The sequence below is a fragment of the Phytopseudomonas punonensis genome, assembly GCF_900142655.1.
In the GTDB taxonomy this organism is placed as follows: Bacteria; Pseudomonadota; Gammaproteobacteria; order Pseudomonadales; family Pseudomonadaceae; genus Aquipseudomonas; species Aquipseudomonas punonensis.
The window spans coordinates 216,595-236,987 of record NZ_FRBQ01000006.1 but is presented as its reverse complement, the minus strand read 5'-3'; the positions used below and the strand labels follow the sequence as shown (position 1 = coordinate 236,987).

The window sequence follows — 20,393 nt, the reverse complement described above, 5'->3', positions numbered from 1 at the left end:
AGGCGTACTTCAGCCGGACTCCTTGGCAAAGTACGCGGCGGCCTTTTTTAGGATGTCTCGCTCTTCGGTCACTCGCTTGAGCTCAGCACGCAGACGACGCAGTTCGGCCTGCTGATCGTCCTCTTGCTGCCGCTTTTCCTGCGGCTTGCTGTAGCGCTTGATCCAGGCATACAGGCTGTGCACCGACATACCTAACCGCGCTGCCACTTCGGCTACAGGAAGGCCACGCTCGGTCACTTGCTTGACCGCTTCGATTTTGAATTCTTCGGGGTAACGCTGGTTGCTCATGGCACCTCCTAGTGGGCCTCATTATGAGGCTTGGAGGTGTCTACGAAACTAGGGGCGATTCAAAGGTGAAAAACTCATCACTCTTATCTAGTGAGCCTTCATTTAGGATAAGGATAATGGAGCAGTATTTGGACTCACTCAAATTCGAAACCAAACCTAAAACATCTCTTGCTGACAGAGAGTTACCTCGACGTTCAAAATCATCAATGCAGATAATAGTCTCTGCCACCAAAGAATATTGAACTGAATCAATCACTCCGCTAAAGCTTCCTACAAATGGAATCTTCGCTTCCTTCCCAAAACTAAAAATTTTTCTCAGCCCACCACCTGCATCGCTAAAATCTAGCTTCTTTAAATTTTCGATGACAGAATTTTTGCTGGTGACATCATTAGCCTTAGCAGATGGCACTGTATTTTCAAAAATCGAACGTTTCAACTCCGCTAGTGAGTTAATACCAAACAATGAGACGTATGAGTAATTAGCACGACCAAAATTTGATCTATGCTTCTTAATTATGGAGTTCCAGAAATAGGTCTTACCAGTCCCCCACTCCCCTTTCAAGACAATTGCAGACCCCACTTTTCTGACAGCGAAATCATGTAGTGCTTTTTCAACCTGGATAACTGACATGACTCAATTCCTTTTAGCTTTGTCATCATCTTTTATGAAAACAGGGTATTCTTTGGGATGCTGGACAAGAATGTAACTTACAAATTTCTGCTTCAACGCCTCATTTAAAGCACTTTGAAAATCAGCGATAGAATAAAGAGGCGACTCATCAACAAGCAAAGAACGCCAATGAATATTGGCATCAACATCAGCCATCGTTAAAAGGCTTTCAATAGCTCTGTGTGCCATGTTCCCGACACCTGGACGCACAACAAAGCTTTGCCTAATGTACTCATCATCTACTTCTGTATTTTCCTCAATCTCGCACGTATTCAATATAGAAAGAGTTTTAGGAGAAAATTTGTAATTTTTCTCGCCATTGAAATCAAGAAGATAAACCTCTTCCATTCTTGCTTTCCACGTCTCTACATTTTCATCGCTACGATGCATTCCATCTTTCTTTAATTTAAAATATAGACCCACACCTTCCCCTAGCTGATAACTCACGTCACCCGCAAGGAGACTCATCAAGCTATTGGACATAGCAGAAAAAAAATCAACACGATAATTCTTATTGAATCGCTTGAACAACGAAATATCAAATAGCATCCAAAAGCCGTGATATTTCCAAGCAAACAAAACAGGGAGCCCAAGTATTTCACCATACTTGAGCAGTTTATCCCTGTCCTTTGCTCTGAGTGTGAGGTTTTCTTCTTTCTTAGTTTTGACCTCAATGAGAACTCTGTACTGATTATTTGTCGTATTGAAAACTGCTAGTAAATCGGGAACCTGATAGGTTTCACGGGAAGACCTTGGAATTTGTTGCTGATCGAGTTTATGGACAAGCGAACACTTCCCAAGCCAGCTACAGATGACAGCGAATTCATCCTCAGCCGGTAGCCCTAGGTCGAGACGCTTCACACGCTGTATGACCTCTTCGGGGTTCTCCCAACCGCTTTGTTCAAGTGCTTCATGAAGAACACGACTCCGATCCATCAGCATCACCTCATCCATGTGTAAAGTCCTCATCATCACCTAAGCCGAATCCTGTACAGGCGTTTTAACATCGAACGCTCAGATGCACCACGGATGGGGGCTCCTACGGTCATACGAAACCCAAGATAGTTAGAGTGCCGACCGATAGCTAATAACTATCAAAGCCAGTAATTCGATAATTCGCATTTCGACTTTTGTCCGATATCCGAGGATGCCGGCCCGACGCCGCGCTTTCTTGAACTGGCTCGCCATTACCGGCAAGAGCTGGAAAACAAGCAGCCACCGAGCAATCCCTGATCATTTGGTCAAGTGTGCGCAGACCACGAACGGCGGGGCCTGCGACACATTTTTGGCGACACCACACTGACAGTACGCAGTTTTTTTCTGAACGTTTCTTACCCTCTCCAACTCACAGGACTATGCCGTATTGACCACTGGTCGCCGGAGAAAAACTATCTCAGCTGCTACCGCTCCTGAGCTCCGCACGGCAGGTAACCACAGTGGAAACCGACTGTTTTGCCAGGTATTGACCAATGGAGTTGCACACCATGACCACTAAAACTGCCCCAAATGCTCGTACTCAACTGGCCAGCTGGAAGGTCGCTGCGCTGGCCATTGGCAGCAGCCTGCTGCTGGCCGGTTGTGCGGGTAACCCACCAAGCGAACAAATGGCTGTGACCAAATCTGCGGTCAACGAAGCCGTTAGCTCCGGCGGTACCGAGTTCGCTGCGGTAGAAACCAAATCTGCGCAGGACAAGCTCAAGCAAGCCGAGCTGGAACTGGTCGAGAAGAACTACGAAGAAGCCAAGCGTCTGGCCGAGCAGGCTGAGTGGGACGCTCGCGTAGCGACCCGCAAAACCCAGGCTGCCAAGGCTGACAAGGCGCTGAAAGATGCTCAGCAGGGTATAGAGGAACTGCGTCAGGAAGGTATGCGTGGCGCCGAGCAGATCCGTCCACAGGGTCAGCAGCAGTAACGCCTCACGACAGCTTTCGCCAATTCATAGAAGGATGAACGATCATGCGTAATCAAGTAATGATTCCTGCCCTGCTGGCCCTGAGCGTCGGCCTCGCTGCTTGCGCCTCCAAGCCCAACGTCAACCTGGAGCAGGCGCGCAGCAGCTACTCCAGCCTGCAGACCAACCCTGAGTCGGTCAAAGTAGCGGCCCTGGAAACCAAGGACGCAGGCGAAGCGCTGGAGCGTGCTGAGAAAGCCTACCGCGAGAAAGAAGACGAGAAGCGCGTCGACCAGCTGTCCTACCTGGCCAACAAGCGCATCGAACTCGCTGAGCAGACCATCGCCCTCCGCACCACCGAGCAGAACCTGGAGCAGACCGGCGCTCAGCGTGCCCAGGCTCGTCTGGAAGCCCGTGATGCACAGATCAAGCAGCTGCAGGATAGCCTGAACGCCAAGCAAACCGAGCGCGGCACCCTGGTGACTTTTGGTGACGTGCTGTTCGACCTGGATCGCTCCGAGCTCAAGCCAGGCGGCATGCACAACATCACCAAACTTGCGCAGTTCCTGCAGGAAAACCCGGACCGCAAGGTGATCGTTGAAGGCTACACCGACAGCACCGGTTCGGCTCAGTACAACCAGAGCCTGTCCGAGCGTCGCGCCAACTCGGTTCGCGCTGCGCTGATCAGCCAAGGTGTTGGCCCAGAGCGCATCGTCGCTCAGGGTTATGGCAAGGAATACCCGGTCGCCAGCAACAGCGATTCGTCCGGCCGCGCCATGAATCGTCGTGTGGAAGTGACCATTTCCAACGACAGCAAGCCGGTTGCTCCTCGCTCGTCGATGAGCAACTAAGCCACTGGCTCGCTGAGGAAGCCTGCCCCGCAAGGGCGCAGGCCACTCGCAAGACAACCCCCGCTCAGGCGGGGTTTGTCGTTTCAGGGATTGCAGCGCACTGCTCGCTTGGCGTCGTCAACCAGCACACCACTGAGCCCCTTCTGCTGCAGATCGAACAGCACCAGCACACCATCAATGCACTGCGCCACCTGATCGGCTGGTTTCAGGCTGACTCGATAATCCTCACCGGGAACGGTCTTGAGCATGGTGAATTCGGCGAGCAGCAAGGCGTCTTCAGGCTTGGCGAAATGCAGGTAACCGTAGAAGCCGAGCACCGCGACGGTGCCGGCAATGCTGCCGATGGCGGTAATAATCAGGGGAATAGGGTTGCGCTCTGTCATGCGGCATCTCGGCAGCGAGCCGTCCCCATGGGGCGGCTCGATGAAATAGAGATCAGTCGCGCCGCCGCCACTTCCCGAGCCTGTTACTCAGAGAATGTTGGCGTAGTCGGCTTCGATCCGATCCAGGCTCAGGTGGTTGAGGAAGTTGGAAAAGCACATCCAGGCCGACAGCGAGTTGAGGTCGCGAAACTGCTGCGGCAGGTACTTGGGCGGGCTCACCAATCCTTCATCGACCAACTGGCTTAGCGTACGCATATCTTCAAGCGTGGTCTTGCCACAGAACAATAAAGGGATCTGTTCGAGCTTGCCTTTGCGCACCGCGAGCTGGATGTAGTTGTAGATCATGATGAAGCCCTTCAGGTACGACAGGTCCTTAGTGAAGGGCAAGCCGTCCGGCGCCGAGCCGCGGAACGCGCGGCTGGCATTGCTGTAACTGTCTTCCAGGCTGAAACCCTGCTCGCGGTAGAAATCGCAGACCTGCAGAAAATCGGCGCCCTGCTCGGCCATGTGGATGGCACGGGTGCGGTTGGTGAGTTTGCGCAGGCGGCTGGGGTAGGACGCGAAGGCGATCACCTCCATCAGAATCGCCAGACCTTCCTGAGTGACCGTCGACGAGGGTGGGCCTTTGGCCAGGAAGGTACACACCGGCTGATTCTGCCCGTTGAGCGTGGTGGCCACGTGCACCAGGCCTTCGTGGACTTCCAGTGCCTTGACGTCGCGCTCGTTGAACATCGCGTCGGTACGGATCTTGATGTAGTCGGCGCCCGCCGCTGCGTCAGCAAGAATGCCGTCTGACTCGAACACCCGGATGGTGTTCTCGCTCTCGCCGAACACCAGGTTCAGACGGCTTTGCAGCATGGCGACGGCATCTTTGGCACTCAGCGTCTTGGGTTCATCCTTGAGGTCGCCGCGCTTGTCGATGTTGTTCAGGTAGCCGGAAAACATCAGGCCCAGATCAGCCAGGGTCGGGTCGCCAGCATGGAAGGCATCGGACGCCGCGCCATATAGCTCCTGGGAAATCAGCCCGAAATCTGACGTGCCGCGGGCCTCCAGCATGCGGATGACCATCCGATACTCGCGACACATGCGCCGCATGATCTGCCCCACCGGATTGAACTGGCCGAGCTGACGAGTGATGTCACGCTCGATGTTCTGGAACTCCAGCTTCTTGGCAGCCGGGTCGAATGCCAGCGGGCGACTGTCGTAATAGGCGCGATCAATGGCCGGCAGTTCACGGCCTTTGTGCTTGAGAAAGGTCTGGCGAATGGAGTCGTCCCATTTCACGGCATCGAGCACGCGGATCGGCGTCTGCGCCTCGACGATGCGATCGGACAGCGCGCGCACCACCAGTTGGTATCCGTCGAGTGCTATGTGGCTGTTCATGGGTTTCCTCTTTGCATGACTGGCATGGGCGACGTCGACTCAGGGTGTACTGCGCTGATAGCGCGCCACTTCCACGAATACATCGGAGTTGGCCGGATCATTGAGGTAGGCGAACACCTGCTCCAGCGTGCTGGTCACCAGCACACCTTCGCCTTGGGGCATTTGCACGTCGCTACCCTTGAGCTCGCCACTGGCGATGGCCTGCTGAATGCGCCCGACATCAAGATTGAACAGTACCAGCTCGCCACTCTGGGTCAGCTCGAAACCGCCGATGGCGAAGTTCGCGCCCATACGCTTGGGCACCCCGGCCGACAGATACCAGCGCCGCCCGTGGTGGGCGACGGTGAAGCTGTAGCTTTGCACGCTGGGCACGTTGTCGGGGTTATCGACGTAGGTCTCGGCCTTGTACAGATTGGAACCCGAGCGGCTGATGTCTAGGTAGCGCAGCTCGCCCCACTCATCGGTGCGCGACCACACCCCAAGCAGCGGAACCGGGGCAGCCTCGTTGGCCGGAATCGGCTCCTTGAAGGTCACCAGGCAACCACTCAACAGCAGAAACGACAGCACCATAGATGCGCGCCAGGCTTTCATCATGCTCTCCTTGAGACAATCGTGGGGCTGCCACCGGCTGATAGTCCATTCCACTGGCGCAGCGCGTCAAGCAACCGCGAGGGATACTCACTGACAGGATAGGCGCTGAATCACGGGCAATAAAAAGCCGCCCGGAGGCGGCTCTAGTATTAGCGTTATTCGGGACGCATATGCGGGAACAGAATCACGTCGCGAATCGACGGCGAATTCGTCAGCAACATCACCAGACGGTCGATACCGATGCCTTCACCAGCAGTCGGCGGCATGCCGTATTCGAGGGCGCGAACGAAGTCAGCGTCGAAGTGCATGGCTTCATCGTCACCGGCGTCCTTGTCAGCGACCTGCTGCAGGAAGCGCGCGGCCTGGTCTTCGGCGTCGTTGAGCTCGGAGTAGGCGTTGGCGATCTCGCGGCCACCGATGAACAGCTCGAAACGGTCGGTCACGCTCGGATCATCGTCACTGCGCCGGGCCAGCGGCGAGACCTCGAACGGGTAGCGGGTGATGAAGTGCGGCTGCTCCAGCTTGTGCTCGACCAGCTCTTCGAAAATCATTACCTGCAGCTTGCCCAGGCCTTCGAAGCCAAGCACCTTGGCACCGGCCTTCTTGGCGATAGCACGGGCCTTGTCGAGGTCCTGCAGGTCGGCCGCGGTGATTTCCGGGTTGTACTTGAGGATCGAGTCGAACACCGACAGGCGCACGAACGGCTCGCCGAAATGGAACACCTTGTCGCCATAGGGCACGTCGGTGCTACCGAGAATGCTCTGGGCCAGCTCGCGGAACAGCTCCTCGGTCAGGTCCATGTTGTCTTCGTAATCGGCGTAGGCCTGGTAGAACTCGAGCATGGTGAACTCGGGGTTGTGCCGGGTCGAAACGCCTTCGTTACGGAAGTTGCGGTTGATCTCGAAGACTTTCTCAAAGCCGCCGACCACCAGCCGCTTGAGGTACAACTCCGGCGCGATGCGCAGGAACATGGCCATATCCAGGGCGTTGTGATGGGTTTCGAACGGCTTCGCCGCAGCGCCACCGGGGATGGTCTGCAGCATTGGGGTTTCCACTTCGAGGAAGTTGCGCTCGGCGAGGAAACGACGGATGTGAGCGATCACCTGGGAACGCACGCGGAAGGTCTCACGAACCTCTTCGTTGACGATCAGGTCGACGTAGCGCTGGCGATAGCGCTGCTCGGTGTCGGTCAGGCCGTGGTGCTTGTCCGGCAGCGGGCGCAGCGACTTGGTCAGCAGGCGCACGTCGGTCATCTCGACGTACAGGTCGCCCTTGCCGCTACGGGCCAGGGTGCCGACAGCCGCGATGATGTCGCCCATGTCCCAGGTCTTGACCGCTGCCAGGGTTTCTTCCGGCAGGGTCTTGCGGTTGACGTAGACCTGGATGCGCGCGCTCATGTCCTGAATGACCATGAACGAGCCACGGTTGAGCATTATGCGACCGGCAACCTTGACCGGAATGGCAGCGGCTTCGAGCTCTTCCTTGGTCTTGTCCGCGTACTGCTTCTGCAGGTCGGCGCAGAGGTCGTCGCGACGGAAGTCGTTGGGGAAGGCGTTGCCCTGCTCACGGATGGCCGCAAGCTTTTCCTTGCGCTGGGCAATCAGCTTGTTCTCTTCCTGTTGCAGTTGCTGCTGGTCGGGTTGTTGGTCGCTCATGTTCGTCGGGATTCCATCACGGGGTAGTCGCCGCCCTGCTCAGGGCGGAACCGAAAGGTATTACAGGCCTTGTTTCAAGCTGGCTTCGAGGTACACGTCGATGTCGCCATCGAGGACCTTGTTGCAGTCGCTACGTTCGACGCCAGTACGCAGGTCCTTGATGCGCGAATCATCGAGCACGTAGGAGCGGATCTGATGACCCCAGCCGATATCCGACTTGGTGTCTTCCAGCGCTTGGGAAGCAGCGTTGCGTTTCTGCATTTCCTGCTCGTACAACCGGGCCCGCAGCATTTTCATCGCGGTGTCCTTGTTGGCGTGCTGGGAACGTTCGTTCTGGCAGGCCACCACGGTGTTGGTTGGCACGTGGGTGATACGTACCGCCGAGTCGGTGGTGTTGACGTGCTGACCACCGGCACCGGAGGAGCGGTAGGTATCGATACGCAGGTCGGCCGGGTTGATCTCGATTTCGACCTTATCGTCGATCTCGGGCGACACGAATACCGCCGAGAACGACGTGTGGCGACGGGCGCCGGAATCGAACGGGCTCTTGCGTACCAGGCGGTGCACACCAATCTCAGTGCGCAGCCAGCCAAAGGCGTACTCGCCCTTGATGTGTACGGTGGCGCCCTTGATACCGGCGACTTCACCTTCGGACAGCTCGACGATCTCGGCGCTGAAACCGCGCTTGTCGGCCCAGCGCAGGTACATGCGCAGCAGGATGTTGGCCCAGTCCTGGGCCTCGGTACCGCCTGAGCCGGCCTGGATATCCAGGTAGCAGTTGTTCGGGTCCATCTCATGACTGAACATGCGACGGAATTCCAACTGCTCGAGAATGCCACTCAGGCGCTCGACTTCGGCGGCGACGTCATCGACGGCGCCCTGGTCGTTTTCTTCGACGGCCATTTCCAGCAGGTCGCGCGAATCGGCCAGGCTACCAGTCAGGTCATCGATGGTTTCGACGATCTGCGCCAGAGTGGAGCGCTCACGGCCCAGGCTCTGTGCGTATTCGGGCTTATTCCAGACGTTCGGGTCTTCGAGTTCGCGGTTTACTTCGACGAGACGATCATGCTTGTGATCGTAGTCAAAGATACCCCCGAATAGTCTGGGTGCGCTCGGACAGGTCCTTGATGCTGTTAAGGATCGGGTTGATTTCCATGGCTGGCGGCACTCACAGGTAAAACTTCGGAAAAGCCGCGGAGTATACCCGACTCAGGTTATTCTGGCAGCACGCCGGCCACCTGTAGACAGATGGCCTTCTATAATCGAACCAGCCGCCCGAAATCCCGCCTAGGATGCCCTCCCCCATGCTCCGCACCCACAGCCTGCGCAGCCACTACGCCCTGCTCACCGTATTGCTGGTCTGCCTGCTCAGCCTGCTGCTTGGCACCCTGATCAGCCGGGACTCCAGCCAGCGTATCCGCCAGGCGATCGGCCGGGATCTGGCCGAAATTTCCTACACCATGGTCGACCGTCTGGATCGTGACATGCAGAGCCGCGCCAACATGCTGCAGGTGATCGGCAGCCTCGACGCCCTGCGCCAGCAGGGCAATATCGGTGAAGTACGGCGCCTGCTCGACGAGCTGCAGGGCAAGTTCCCGAGCATCGCATGGATCGGTTTTACCGATACCCAGGGCCAGGTGCTGGCCTCCAGCAACGGCATTCTCGAAGGCGCCAGCATCGCCCAGCGGCCGGTCTTTCTCGAAGGCAGCAAGGGCCTGTTCATAGGCGATGTTCACGAAGCCGTGCTGCTGGCCAAGCTGCTGCCCAATCCGACCGGCGAAGCGATGAAGTTCGTCGATATCAGCCTGCCAATCGTTGATGACGACGGCAGGCTGATCGGCGTGCTCGCCTCGCACCTGTCGTGGTCGTGGGCCGACGAGGTGCGCCAGTCGATTCTCAAGCCCATCGAGGACAGTAGCCAGATCGAATTCTTCGTGATCGGCCGTGACCGCACCGTATTGCTCGGCCCTCGCGAGATGGTCGGCCAGCGGCTGCACCTACCGATGATGCAAGAGTTGTCCAACCAGCGCAGCGAGTGGGCCGTGCAACAATGGCCCGATGGCGAGCAATACCTTACCGGCATGACGGCCAGCCAGGGTTATCTGGATTACCCAGGTCTGGGCTGGATGGTCGTAGCCCGCCAGAATCTGCAGCAAGCCGAAGCGCCAGTGCAGGCCATGCACCTCACCATTCTCAGCTGGAGCGTGGTGCTGGCCGTGCTGTTCGCTGCCTGCGGTTGGCTGCTGGCCAGCTACGTGACTCGCCCGCTGCGCACCATCGCCCACGCCGCCGACCGCCTCGCCAATGGCGAAATCACCGTAATTCCAGAGATCGGCAGCCCCCGTGAAATTGCCCGGCTCAGCCGCTCCATCCGCCATCTGGTGGAAAGCCTTACACATCAGCATGCCGAACTCGACGCCCTGGAAAACCGCGCCCACCATGATCCGCTGACCGGCCTGCCCAACCGCGCAGCACTGGCCCGCTTCCTGCCCCGCGCGCAGCAACGCAATCAGGGCACGCAGGATGGCCTGGCTGTGCTCTATCTGGATCTCGATGGGTTCAAACCGGTCAACGACCGCTACGGCCACGCGGCCGGCGATCAGGTGCTGCGCGAGGCAGCGTCACGCATGCGCGGCTGCCTGCGCAACGGTGACCTGGTGGTACGCCTGGGCGGCGACGAGTTTCTGATGATTCTGCAGGTGGCTGCAGACGATGCACCAGCGCAGGCTCAGCAGATTGCCGAACGCACTATCCAGGCACTGGCTGCGGTGATGCACTGGGAAGGCCAGCAATTGCACATCGGCTGCAGCATCGGCGGCGCGCTCTGGCCGCAGGACGATGCCAGCCTGGAGCAAGTGGTCGAGCTGGCCGATCAGGCCCTGTATCGCGCCAAGCAGACGGGACGTGGGCGCGTTGTGTTACATGGCGAGCCGTCGCCCGACGACTGACGGGCATGCAAAAAGACGGTCGTTAAGACAGATTGCTGGTGTCGTTGACCAGGCCAACCTGATCACGGCCGGCCTGCTTGGCCATGTACAGCCCCTGGTCGGCGAGGTTGACCAGTTGCAACGAGGTCTGGCCGACCCGCGGCACCAGCGTCGCAACGCCCAGGCTGGCGGTCAGCACGGCGCCAGGCTCGGGCTTGTGGTGGGGAATGGCCAGATCGGTAACGGCGCGGCGCACCTTCTCGGCGAGCAGGCGTGCGCCACCGGCCGACGTGCTGGGCAGCACCATTGCGAACTCCTCACCCCCGTAGCGCGCCGCCAGGTCGGTGGAGCGGCTGCAGCTGTTGCGCAGTGCAGTCGCCACCTGACGCAGCGCATCGTCACCCGCCACATGGCCGAAATGGTCGTTGAAGCTCTTGAAGAAATCGACGTCGATCATCAGCAGCGACATTGGGGTTTGCTCGCGCGTGGCGCGGCGCCATTCCATTTCCAGGTATTCGTCGAAGTGACGACGGTTGGAAAGCCCGGTCAGGCCATCGGAGTTCATCAAGCGCTGCAGCACCAGATTGGTTTCCAGCAGCTGCTGCTGGCTTTCGCGTAGCGCGCGGTAAGCCTCATCGCGCTGCTGCAGCGCCATATAGGAGCGCGAGTGATAACGGATGCGCGCCACCAGCTCAATGGTGTCGGGCAGCTTGACCAGATAATCGTTGGCGCCCGCAGCGAATGCCGTGCTTTTCACCGTGGCGTCATCCTTGGTGGACAGCACGATGATCGGCACATCGCGCAGCGCCGGGCGCGCGCGGTATTCGCCGAGCAGCGTAATGCCGTCGACACCGGGCATCACCAGATCCTGAAGAATTACCGTCGGGCGCAATTGCTCTGCAATGGCGATGGCCTGGGTCGGCTCTGAGCAATAGTGGAAGTCGATGCCCTCTTCGCCCAGCAGCTCACGGCGCACCGCCTCACCGATCATGGCTTGGTCGTCGACCAGCAATACCATCACCGCGCCGTCCTTGCGTGAACCACGTTCTTCCATGGAGTGAGGTGGGGTATGCATGTTGGTCTCCAGACCGTTTGAGCGCGAGTCTCTATGAGGGTTGGTAAGTTTATCAGCCAAACAGCTCGACGATACGAGGTGCGATGCCCTCTAGCGCAAGTATTTCCTGGGCAGCCTGCAGCTCGGCCGCCGCCTTGGGCATGCCATATACCGCGCAGCTGGCCTGGTTCTGAGCGATGGTGACAAAACCGCGATTGCGCATGTTCTTCAAACCTTGAGCGCCGTCGCGGCCCATGCCGGTGAGTAGCACGCCAACGGCCTCCCCCGTCCAGTGCTCGACCAGGCTGTCAAAGAACACATCGATGGAGGGCCGATAGACATGGCTGCGCGGCTCTTCGGTGTAGGTCAGTGTGCCGTTGCGCTGCAGGCGCATATGGTTGTTGGTGCCTGCCAGCAGTACCACGCCCGGTTGCGGCTGTTCACCATCGTGGGCCAGACGAACCGGCATGGCCGACTCGCCCGACAGCCAGTCGGCCATGCCGGCAGCGAATACCTCGTCGACATGCTGCACCAGCATCACCGCGGCATCGAGGTCGCGCGGCAGTTGCTTGAGCAGTGCTGCCAGCGCTGCTGGCCCACCTGCAGAGGCGCCGATGGCGACCAGCCGACGTGTCGCCAATGCAGCAGGTGCGGCTATCGCAGCACCCGGTTTGCGGCTGCTACTCTGGCCGATCAGCCAGCCGATGTTTTGAATCTTGCGCAGCAACACCGCGGCTTCGCTACTCTGCCCACCGAGCGAAGGCGTGTTGACGGCGTCCAGAGCGCCATGGCCCATGGCCTCGAAAACACGATTGACGTATTGCTCGATATCCACCGACACGATCAGCACCGCGCAGGGCGTCTGCGCCATGATCTGGCGCGTCGCCTCGACACCATCCATCACCGGCATCAGCAGATCCATCAGCACCAGATCTGGCAGATCTGCCTGGCAACGTTCAACCCCCTCAGCACCGTTAGCAGCCACCCAGACGATGCGATGCGATGGCTCCGCGGCCAACGCACGGCGCAGGGCTTCGACAGCCAGCGGCATGTCATTGACGATCCCAATCCTCATTCGTGCGGCTCCCCAATCAGGTCAACCACGGCGTCTAACAGCGCCTCGTCATGGAAACTGGCCTTGGCAAGATAATAGTCAGCCCCTGCATCCAGACCACGCCTGCGGTCTTCTTCGCGATCTTTATAAGAAACCACCATCACCGGCAGCGACTGCAGGCGGCTGTCGCGGCGCACCAGGGTGACCAGCTCGATGCCGTCCATGCGCGGCATGTCGATATCGGTTATCAGCAGGTCAAAGTGCTCGGCACGCAGTGCGTTCCAGCCATCCATTCCATCCACCGCCACAGCGACGTCATAGCCACGCGACAACAGCAGCTTGCGCTCCAGCTCGCGCACGGTGAGCGAGTCGTCGACCACCAGCACGCGCTTGCGCTTGTTGCCGGCCAATTGCCGGGCGTTGCGATCGACCCGTTCCAGGCGCCCGCTGCCGAGCAGCTTGCTCACCGACATCAGCATGTCTTCGACATCGAGAATCAGCACCGGCGTACCGTCGGCCAGCAGAGCACCTGCCGATACGTCCTGCACCTTGCCCAGGCGCGGGTCCAGCGGCATCACCACCAGAGTGCGCTCACCAATAAAGCGCTCGACCACCAGACCGAACAGGCTGTCACGGTCGCGAATCAGCACCACGGGAATGCCGTTGTCACTGGGCTTGCCTTCCGGGCGCTGGAGAATCTGGCTGGCGGCGATCAGGCCGACATGCTGCCCTTCGCTCCAGAAATGCTGACGCCCTTCAAGCTGGACGATGTCCTCGGCCTGCAGACGGGTCATCCGCTCGATATGCGCCAGCGGCAGCGCGTAGGCTTCGCCGCCCACCTCGACCACCAAGCTGCGCACGACCGACAATGTCAGCGGCACTTCCAGGTAGAAGGACGAGCCCTGCCCTTGGCGCTGCTGCATGCGCACGCCGCCGCGCAGCTGGCGAATCATGTGTTGCACGGCGTCCAGGCCCACACCGCGGCCGGACACCTCGGTGACCTGATCACGCATGCTGAAACCAGGCAGGAAAAGGAAGGCGAGCAGCTCGTCTTCGGTCAGCTGCTCGCCGGTCTGCTCGGTGGCAAAACCACGACTGATCACCGCACTGCGCAGCTTCTCAAGGTCGACGCCACCACCGTCATCACGCAACTCCAGCAAGAGCATGCCGGCATGGTGGCGCGCACGAATAAGAATCTGCCCTTCAGCTGGTTTGCCACGCGCCAGGCGCTTTTCTGGTGCCTCGATGCCGTGGTCCAAAGCATTGCGTAACAAATGAGTCAGTGGCGCTTCCAGACGCTCCAGCACGTCACGGTCGACCTGAGTGCCTTCGCCCTCCACCACCAGCCGAACCTGTTTGCCGAGTGCGCGGGAGAGATCACGCAGCATGCGCTCCTGGCCGGCCAACACATCAGCGAACGGGCGCATACGCGAAGCCAGTGCAGCGTCATAGAGCGACTGCGCGCGCTGGCCACCCTGCCAGCCGAAATCGTCGAGGTCGGTCATTTGCTGGGCCAACAGTTGCTGGCATTCGCCGAGCGCCTGGCGGGTTTCCAGCAACATGGCTTCGGCCTGAGCATCGATGCCGTCTTTGGGCATCGCCTCGCGAGCGACATCCAGTGCCCGCCGCGCCGTGGCCTGCAAGCGCTTGAGGCGCTGCAAACCGTCGCCCAGCGGTTTGATGCGCTGGAACTCGACCAGCGATTTGCTGGAGATATCCAGCAGATGATCGAGCCGCTCGGCACTGACCCGCAGGATTCGCGCCCTGCCCTCACCCGCCAGCTCGTTGACCTCTGCTCTGGCTGGCAGAGGCGCAACTGTCGGTTCGGCGGTGGGTTGCGCAACGACCTCCACCTCTGGCGGGGCATCAGCCTCGGCTGGAGCAGGCGCCTGAACTACTGGCGTAGGGGGAACAGGGAGACCGCGCGCCAAGGCACCAAGGCGCGCCACCAGCGAGTCGACTCCAGGGTTGGCTACACCGGGCTGCGCCGGGGCCGAGCCCAGGCTGAGCAGGATATCCGCGCCCTGCAGCAACGCATCGATATGCTCGGGGCTCAGCAACAGCCGGCCTTCCTGGGCTTCGACCAGGCAATCTTCCATCACGTGGGCGACTTTTACGCCGGCGTCGAGCCCGACGATACGCGCCGCACCTTTGAGCGAATGGGCAGCACGCATACAGGCCTCGAGGCTGCCGGCATGCCGCGGGTCGCGCTCGAGTACCAGCAGGCCGTTGTTGAGCACCTGGGTCTGGGCTTCGGCCTCGAGCTTGAACAGCTCCAGCAGCGACGCATCGCGCATCTGATCGGGCGTCATCCAAGGCTCCTGGCAATGGTTTGCTGCAGGATCTGCTCATCGAGCAGTGTCACGCTACGGCCCTTCCACTGCAGTACGCCCGCGGCAAAGCGGCGACCGACCGGCACACTGCCGTTGCCTGCCTCGACGATCTGCTGCACGGCAATCGCTTCGATGCCCTCGACCTCATCGACAGGAATGACCACCGGGCCATCCGCCAGGTTGAAGATCAGCATGCGCGGCACTACACGCCGCTCGCTGACGGCTTCGCCGGCATCGATCCCCAGCATCTCACTGAGAGAAAAGCACGCCACCAGGGCGCCGCGCACGTTGGTTACCCCAATCAGCCCGACGGAGCGCTGGTGCGGTAGCGAATGAATTGGCGTGCTGGCGGCAACCTCGCTCAGTACGCGGGTCGGCAATGCCAACCAGGCATCGCCAAGACGAAACAGCAGCAAGGAACGGCGCTCGCCAGTGTCCTGCTCGATCCACTCATCCGGCTGGCTGTCGTCGCGCTGCAGTGCAAAACGGTCGAGCAAGCGGGTGGCCAGCTCGGCGTGCACTTCACAGTTGCGGCAGTGAACATGCCGGACCAGGCGTTCGCAAGACTTGTCGCCCTGCACGCCGATACGGTTCCAGCAGTCGTCGACAGCGTCGCGCTCGACATCACTGAGCGGCAGCAGACTATCGTTCATCACGGCTCACTCCACGGCCTGCGCGCTGTTGCAGACGCCTGGCGCCGGCCATGTCGCCGCGAGCTGCGAGCAGCGCTGATAGGTGCGCCAGGGCCTCGGCATGCGTAGGCGCCAGATACAGGGTCTTACGGTAGTAATCCTGGGCATCGCCGCTGCGCCCAGCAACGTCGCTGAGCAGTCCCAGCCAGTAGAAGGCCTGGGCGGTCGGCCCGTGGGCTGCGAGGTAACGCTCGCACGCGGCGCGGGCCTCGTCGCTGCGCCCGGCATTGGCGAGCACGGCGATTTCATCCAGCGAGGTATCGGCGGTGACCGCTGGCGCAGCTACTGGCGCCGGCGCACGACGCACAGGTACCGGTGCTGCCGCTGCTGCAGGCCGTGGGCGTGTCGTGATACTCGGCACCATCGGGCTTGGCGCACTGGCCGGCCGCGGCGCCTGCCGACGGAACACGAACGCCAGCGGAATATTCAGTGCCTGCATGCCGACTTGGCTGAACAGGCTCGCCTCGGCAGGCCCGATGAACAGCGCGCCGTCCTCACGCATCAGGCGCTGCAGCACGGCGGCCACCGCATGCTGCGTCGGGCGGTCGAAGTAGATCAGCAGGTTTCGGCAGAACACGAAGTCATAGGGCGCCTCGCCTGCCAGCAGGCCGGGCGCCAACAGGTTACCGGCGAGCAGGCGCACCTTGCGTCGCACCTCGCCGCGCAGCTCGAAGCCTTCGGGCGTTTCGCTGAAATGGCGGTCGCGAAAGCTCAGGTCATCACCGCGAAAGGAGTTACGGCCGTAAATCGCCCGCCCAGCACGCTGCAAGTTGACCTCGCTGATGTCCATGGCATCGATACGAAAGCCGTCGCCAGGCAGCCCGGCATCGAGCAGCGCCATGGCGATCGAATACGGTTCCTCGCCCGTCGAGCACGGCAGGCTGAGAATGCGCAACGGCCGGGCGCCAGCCAGCTGTTTGCTGCGCTCACGAGCCAGGTTGGCCAGCGCGATGAAGGATTCCGGGTAGCGGAAGAACCAGGTCTCCGGTACCACCACGGCCTCGACCAACGCCTGCTGCTCGCTGGCCGATGCCTGTACCTTCAGCCAATAGGCGTCCTCGTCGGCACAGCCGAGGGCGACGACGCGCTGGCGAACCGCCCGATCGATCACTACCTGGCCGACGGATTCGGCATCCAGACCGATCAGGCCATGCAACAACTGCTCGAAGCGGGCGCTCATTGATCGCCCTCCGCTGCCGCGTACAACAACTCGCGTACGGAATCGTCAAGCAGATCGGCTACGCGCACCCATTGCACCAAGCCCTGCTCGGACTTCAGTACCGGCCCCAGGTAACGCACATCTGGCAGGATGACGCCGCTATCCACGAAGGCTTCGGCAGGGCTGCGCAAGGTGTCGCTGGCCTGTTCGAGAATCAGCCCGAGCAAGCGAACTGGCCCGCTGGCACGAGGCTGATAGCGCACCACCACCAGCCGCGTGCTGGTACGCACGACTGCCGGCTGGCCGAGTGCCTGGGCGGTGAGATCGATAACCGGCACAGGTGTGCCGCGAAACACGAAAATTCCGGCGACCCAGCCCGGTGCGGAGGGGATGCTCTTGCAACGGCGCAGCGGCAGCACCTCGACCACTTCCTGCACGTCCAGCGCGTAGCGATCGCCACCCATGCTGAACAACAGGAACAGTTGCCCCGGGCTGCGCCGCCCCGGCGAAGGCCTGCCGGCTTCGATCACAGCGTCAAACCTTGAAGCGGCTGACGCCGGTACGCAGACCGTTCGCCACGAGGTTAAGGTCATCGATGGAAGCGCTGGCCTGGCGCAGCGACTCGACCGTCTGCGACGACGCCTCGCTGAGCTGCACCAATGCCTGGTTGATCTGCTCGGCACCGGTGGACTGCGCCTGCATACCTTCGTTGACCATCAGCACGCGCGGCGCCAAGGCCTGCACCTGATGGATGATCTGCGCCAGTTGCTCACCAACCTGCCCCACCTCGGCGATACCGCGGCGCACCTCTTCGGAGAAGCGGTCCATGCCCATAACCCCGGCAGAAACTGCGGACTGAATCTCGCGCACCATCTGCTCGATGTCGTAGGTGGCAACCGCGGTCTGGTCAGCCAGACGACGAACTTCGGTAGCGACAACCGCGAAACCACGGCCGTATTCGCCGGCCTTCTCGGCCTCGATGGCGGCGTTGAGCGACAGCAGGTTGGTCTGGTCCGCCACTTTGACGATGGTGGTGACCACGTGGTTGATGTTGCCGGCCTTCTCGTTGAGGATCGCCAGCTTGGCGTTGACCAGATCGGCAGCGTTCATCACCTGGTGCATGGTGTCTTCCATGCGCGCCAGGCCCAACTGCCCGGCGCCAGCCAGGGTCGAGGTCTGCTCGGCGGCGCCGGAAACTTCGGTCATGGTGCGCACCAGATCGCGCGAGGTGGCGGCGATTTCTCGCGAGGTGGCGCCGATTTCAGTGGTAGTGGCGGCGGTCTCGGTGGCCGTGGCCTGCTGCTGTTTGGAAGTGGCGGCGATCTCGGTGACCGAGGTGGTGACCTGCACGGCGGAACGCTGCGCCTGGGAGACCAATGCCTTGATCTCTTCGGCCATGCCGTTGAAACCGGTTTCGATGGCGCCGAACTCGTCGCGACGCCCCAGATTCAAGCGTGTCGTGAAATCGCCGCTAGCCATGGTTTGCAAAGTTTGCACGACCTGTTGCACTGGCCGGGTGATTGCCTGCATAAGGAAATAACCACATACGAATGCGGCGATGATCGCCAACACTACGGAAATCGCCATCCCCAACTCGGCCTGATTGACTGAAGAGACGATATCGCTTCCCTCGCTGTAGGCGACGTCGCGGTTGAGTTCGATCATCGAGGTCAGCTGGCCGCGTCCTACATTCCAGGTGTCGGTCAACAAGCCGTTCAACTCCACGCGCGCCTCGGCCTGACGGCCCTGCTCATACATGGCCAGAACCTCGGCCTGCTGTTGAGTGAACAGTTCGCGAGTCTTCTCGAATGCATCAAGCGCGGTGCGGTCACCTTCCTCGCGAACAGTGGCGCGGTACTCGGTCAGGGACGCAGCCAGTTTGTCGCTGGCGCCCTGAACCAGTTTTTTGTCTGCCGCGGTAAGCGTGTGCGCCTCGCGCAGGCTGACCTGCACGATGGTCTGGTGGAACATGTCGGTCCAGGCGCTGCGCACCTGGGTAATCTGGAACATGCCCGGCATGGCATCTTCCAGCAGACGGGTTGCACCGCCCTCGACCTTGAGCAAGCGCTCGAAGGAGGCAAAGGCCATCAGCAACATGATTGCGATGATGACCGCAAAACTTGCCTGGATACGCTGGCGAACAGTCCAGTTCTTCACATTCAACCCCATCTGCCGATATTCCTGATCTAGCCGAAGGGCGGCGCCCGCAGCTCATGCTGCCGGACTCTATGGACGTTGCGGCTGCAGCGCAAGTGAGACCGAGCCTCTTTACTGTAGAACAGGCTTTGGTGTGGCGGAACAAGAGTTGGGGGCAGCTGCCCGCGGTTAGCAAACCATCGGGCAGCGCGGCGGGCGAGGTTACTGCAGGTCCTGGCGAACCTGGGCTTCGAGCTCGGTCTTGAGGGCGGGATCGAGCTTGAGGTGGCGGGCCAGTTCGTCCAGGTAGGCGCGCTCCATGAAGTGCTCTTCGTCGACCATCAGCACACTGGCCACGTACATTTCCGCGGCCATTTCCGGGGTACTGGCGGCACGCGCCACATCGGCCGGATCCAGGGGCTTGTTCAGCTCGGCGTGCAGCCAGCGCTGGGTTTCACTGTCGCTGGCCAGTTTGCTGAATTCGCCTTCGATCAACTCGCGCTCGCGCTCGTCGACATGCCCGTCGGCCTTGGCCGCCGCCACCAGGGCTTTGAGAATGCTCTGGCTGTGCAACTCCACTTCGGCCGCTGGCAGACGATCAATCGTCTGAGGCTCGCCCTTGGGCGCGCCCGCCTGCTTGGCCTGCCAGTTGCCGTAGGCCTTGTAGGCGATCACACCGAGCGCGGCCAGGCCGCCATAGATCGCCACCTTGCCACCGACCTTGCGTACTCGCTTGTTGCCCAGCAGCATGGCCAAAGCGGCACCGCCGCCTGCACCTTTGAGCATAGAACCGATACCGCCATTGTCGCTCTTACCAGCGCTACCAGCACTGCCACCAAGCAGGCCGCCCAGTGCACCACCAAGCCCGGAGGAAGACTTGCCGGCGGTTTTCTGTTGCAGCAATTCCTGCCCGGACTTCAGCAGTTGGTCGAGCAAGCCGCGCGTATTCATGGAGTTCTCCAATGGTTCAGGAACGGACGAATCTACTGGGAAGCCGGGCCGTCGTCGGTTACAGATTGCGTCAAGATATTGCGCGAACGACCGTGTAAGCCCAGTCAATAGACCGGTCGAAATCCGGCCCCGTTCAAACCTGAATCAGCAGGCTGTTTAAAAACGTGGGCGAGGCAGCCAGCGAAATACCGATGGCGGCCCCGCAAAAACAGGCGAGAAACGCAGCGTAGCGAAGTAACAGCCAACGGCTGTCCCGTAGGGTGAGCGCAGCGAATCAAGCGGCCGGGGTCGCGGGCGACTGTACTTTTGTACATGAGCATGACTCGCTTCGCTCGCCCTTCGGGCCGCGCTATAGCGCGTTAGTCGCAAGCGGCTTT

General features: G+C 60.4%; 18 protein-coding genes and 1 pseudogene. 3 read left to right on the top strand and 16 right to left on the bottom strand.

Annotated features, from left to right (window positions below; genetic code table 11):
• The 3 genes and pseudogenes from BUC40_RS23165 to BUC40_RS16380 all read right to left on the bottom strand — a co-directional run.
• A pseudogene (locus tag BUC40_RS23165) lies at positions 1 to 288 on the bottom strand (transposase); the annotation flags it as partial.
• A 40-nt stretch (positions 289 to 328) separates the two neighbouring features.
• On the bottom strand, positions 329 to 919 hold the full coding sequence (locus tag BUC40_RS22775) for a P-loop NTPase fold protein (protein ID WP_073267233.1): 591 nt from the start codon (positions 917 to 919) through the stop codon (positions 329 to 331).
• A 3-nt stretch (positions 920 to 922) separates the two neighbouring features.
• Complete coding sequence (locus tag BUC40_RS16380) at positions 923 to 1,912, bottom strand: hypothetical protein (RefSeq protein WP_073267247.1); 990 nt, start codon at positions 1,910 to 1,912, stop codon at positions 923 to 925.
• 515 nt (positions 1,913 to 2,427) lie between these two features.
• Between BUC40_RS16380 and BUC40_RS16370 the strand changes: the two genes are divergently transcribed.
• Both BUC40_RS16370 and lptF read left to right on the top strand, forming a co-directional pair.
• On the top strand, positions 2,428 to 2,868 hold the full coding sequence (locus BUC40_RS16370; RefSeq protein WP_073267232.1) for a DUF4398 domain-containing protein: 441 nt from the start codon (positions 2,428 to 2,430) through the stop codon (positions 2,866 to 2,868).
• Positions 2,869 to 2,912: 44 nt separating this feature from the next.
• Positions 2,913 to 3,698: a lipotoxin F family OmpA-related lipoprotein LptF gene (gene lptF / locus BUC40_RS16365; protein WP_073267231.1), complete on the top strand. Its 786-nt coding sequence runs from the start codon at positions 2,913 to 2,915 to the stop codon at positions 3,696 to 3,698.
• Between the two features lie 83 nt (positions 3,699 to 3,781).
• On the opposite strand, the gene BUC40_RS16360 is transcribed toward lptF, so the two are convergent.
• The 5 genes from BUC40_RS16360 to prfB form a co-directional block, all read right to left on the bottom strand.
• Positions 3,782 to 4,081 (bottom strand): PA3694 family proteiin, encoded by a 300-nt coding sequence (locus BUC40_RS16360; protein WP_073267230.1) that lies wholly within the window; start codon positions 4,079 to 4,081, stop codon positions 3,782 to 3,784.
• A gap of 87 nt (positions 4,082 to 4,168) precedes the next feature.
• The gene (locus tag BUC40_RS16355; protein ID WP_073267229.1) at positions 4,169 to 5,464 is read right to left on the bottom strand and encodes a flavohemoglobin expression-modulating QEGLA motif protein; all 1,296 of its coding nucleotides are present in this window, start codon (positions 5,462 to 5,464) and stop codon (positions 4,169 to 4,171) included.
• Positions 5,465 to 5,503: 39 nt separating this feature from the next.
• Positions 5,504 to 6,055 carry a hypothetical protein gene (locus tag BUC40_RS16350; protein WP_073267228.1) on the bottom strand — a complete coding sequence of 184 codons (552 nt, stop codon included), beginning with the start codon at positions 6,053 to 6,055 and terminating at the stop codon, positions 5,504 to 5,506.
• Between the two features lie 155 nt (positions 6,056 to 6,210).
• Complete coding sequence (gene lysS / locus BUC40_RS16345) at positions 6,211 to 7,710, bottom strand: lysine--tRNA ligase (protein ID WP_073267227.1); 1,500 nt, start codon at positions 7,708 to 7,710, stop codon at positions 6,211 to 6,213.
• Between the two features lie 60 nt (positions 7,711 to 7,770).
• Positions 7,771 to 8,866, bottom strand: a protein-coding gene (gene prfB / locus BUC40_RS16340) for a peptide chain release factor 2 (RefSeq protein ID WP_139272199.1) whose coding sequence is annotated in 2 segments (ribosomal slippage) — positions 7,771 to 8,793 and positions 8,795 to 8,866 — 1,095 coding nt in all. Because the reading frame shifts where the segments join, the coding sequence is not laid out codon by codon here.
• Between the two features lie 148 nt (positions 8,867 to 9,014).
• Between prfB and BUC40_RS16335 the strand changes: the two genes are divergently transcribed.
• Complete coding sequence (locus tag BUC40_RS16335; RefSeq protein WP_073267226.1) at positions 9,015 to 10,658, top strand: sensor domain-containing diguanylate cyclase; 1,644 nt, start codon at positions 9,015 to 9,017, stop codon at positions 10,656 to 10,658.
• A gap of 22 nt (positions 10,659 to 10,680) precedes the next feature.
• Here the strand turns inward: BUC40_RS16335 and BUC40_RS16330 are convergent, their stop codons facing one another.
• The 8 genes from BUC40_RS16330 to BUC40_RS16295 form a co-directional block, all read right to left on the bottom strand.
• Positions 10,681 to 11,712: a diguanylate cyclase domain-containing protein gene (locus BUC40_RS16330; protein ID WP_073267225.1), complete on the bottom strand. Its 1,032-nt coding sequence runs from the start codon at positions 11,710 to 11,712 to the stop codon at positions 10,681 to 10,683.
• A gap of 52 nt (positions 11,713 to 11,764) precedes the next feature.
• The gene (gene cheB, locus BUC40_RS16325) at positions 11,765 to 12,766 is read right to left on the bottom strand and encodes a chemotaxis response regulator protein-glutamate methylesterase (RefSeq protein WP_073267224.1); all 1,002 of its coding nucleotides are present in this window, start codon (positions 12,764 to 12,766) and stop codon (positions 11,765 to 11,767) included.
• Positions 12,763 to 15,057: a hybrid sensor histidine kinase/response regulator gene (locus tag BUC40_RS16320; RefSeq protein ID WP_073267223.1), complete on the bottom strand. Its 2,295-nt coding sequence runs from the start codon at positions 15,055 to 15,057 to the stop codon at positions 12,763 to 12,765. Before BUC40_RS16320 ends, cheB begins: the two co-directional genes overlap by 4 nt.
• Positions 15,054 to 15,731 carry a chemotaxis protein CheW gene (locus tag BUC40_RS16315; protein ID WP_073267222.1) on the bottom strand — a complete coding sequence of 226 codons (678 nt, stop codon included), beginning with the start codon at positions 15,729 to 15,731 and terminating at the stop codon, positions 15,054 to 15,056. The genes BUC40_RS16320 and BUC40_RS16315 overlap by 4 nt, the downstream gene beginning before the upstream one ends.
• Entirely contained in the window at positions 15,721 to 16,950 is a 1,230-nt protein-coding gene (locus BUC40_RS16310) for a CheR family methyltransferase (RefSeq protein ID WP_073267221.1), read from the bottom strand. Before BUC40_RS16310 ends, BUC40_RS16315 begins: the two co-directional genes overlap by 11 nt.
• Entirely contained in the window at positions 16,947 to 17,456 is a 510-nt protein-coding gene (locus tag BUC40_RS16305; RefSeq protein WP_425272943.1) for a chemotaxis protein CheW, read from the bottom strand. Before BUC40_RS16305 ends, BUC40_RS16310 begins: the two co-directional genes overlap by 4 nt.
• 7 nt (positions 17,457 to 17,463) lie before the next feature.
• Positions 17,464 to 19,086, bottom strand: a complete 1,623-nt coding sequence (locus BUC40_RS16300) for a methyl-accepting chemotaxis protein (RefSeq protein WP_073267246.1) — start codon at positions 19,084 to 19,086, stop codon at positions 17,464 to 17,466.
• A gap of 201 nt (positions 19,087 to 19,287) precedes the next feature.
• Positions 19,288 to 20,016, bottom strand: a complete 729-nt coding sequence (locus BUC40_RS16295) for a tellurite resistance TerB family protein (protein ID WP_073267219.1) — start codon at positions 20,014 to 20,016, stop codon at positions 19,288 to 19,290.
• Positions 20,017 to 20,393: the final 377 nt, after the last annotated feature.

Excerpts from the sequence above, each read along its gene's own strand:
- BUC40_RS22775 (WP_073267233.1), bottom strand. The coding sequence starts at position 919 with ATGTCAGTTATCCAGGTTGAAAAAGCACTACATGATTTCGCTGTCAGA.
- BUC40_RS16380 (WP_073267247.1), bottom strand. The coding sequence starts at position 1,912 with ATGGATGAGGTGATGCTGATGGATCGGAGTCGTGTTCTTCATGAAGCA.
- BUC40_RS16370 (WP_073267232.1), top strand. The coding sequence starts at position 2,428 with ATGGAGTTGCACACCATGACCACTAAAACTGCCCCAAATGCTCGTACT.
- lptF (WP_073267231.1), top strand. The coding sequence starts at position 2,913 with ATGCGTAATCAAGTAATGATTCCTGCCCTGCTGGCCCTGAGCGTCGGC.
- BUC40_RS16360 (WP_073267230.1), bottom strand. The coding sequence starts at position 4,081 with ATGACAGAGCGCAACCCTATTCCCCTGATTATTACCGCCATCGGCAGC.
- BUC40_RS16355 (WP_073267229.1), bottom strand. The coding sequence starts at position 5,464 with ATGAACAGCCACATAGCACTCGACGGATACCAACTGGTGGTGCGCGCG.
- BUC40_RS16350 (WP_073267228.1), bottom strand. The coding sequence starts at position 6,055 with ATGAAAGCCTGGCGCGCATCTATGGTGCTGTCGTTTCTGCTGTTGAGT.
- lysS (WP_073267227.1), bottom strand. The coding sequence starts at position 7,710 with ATGAGCGACCAACAACCCGACCAGCAGCAACTGCAACAGGAAGAGAAC.
- BUC40_RS16335 (WP_073267226.1), top strand. The coding sequence starts at position 9,015 with ATGCTCCGCACCCACAGCCTGCGCAGCCACTACGCCCTGCTCACCGTA.
- BUC40_RS16330 (WP_073267225.1), bottom strand. The coding sequence starts at position 11,712 with ATGCATACCCCACCTCACTCCATGGAAGAACGTGGTTCACGCAAGGAC.
- cheB (WP_073267224.1), bottom strand. The coding sequence starts at position 12,766 with ATGAGGATTGGGATCGTCAATGACATGCCGCTGGCTGTCGAAGCCCTG.
- BUC40_RS16320 (WP_073267223.1), bottom strand. The coding sequence starts at position 15,057 with ATGACGCCCGATCAGATGCGCGATGCGTCGCTGCTGGAGCTGTTCAAG.
- BUC40_RS16315 (WP_073267222.1), bottom strand. The coding sequence starts at position 15,731 with ATGAACGATAGTCTGCTGCCGCTCAGTGATGTCGAGCGCGACGCTGTC.
- BUC40_RS16310 (WP_073267221.1), bottom strand. The coding sequence starts at position 16,950 with ATGAGCGCCCGCTTCGAGCAGTTGTTGCATGGCCTGATCGGTCTGGAT.
- BUC40_RS16295 (WP_073267219.1), bottom strand. The coding sequence starts at position 20,016 with ATGAATACGCGCGGCTTGCTCGACCAACTGCTGAAGTCCGGGCAGGAA.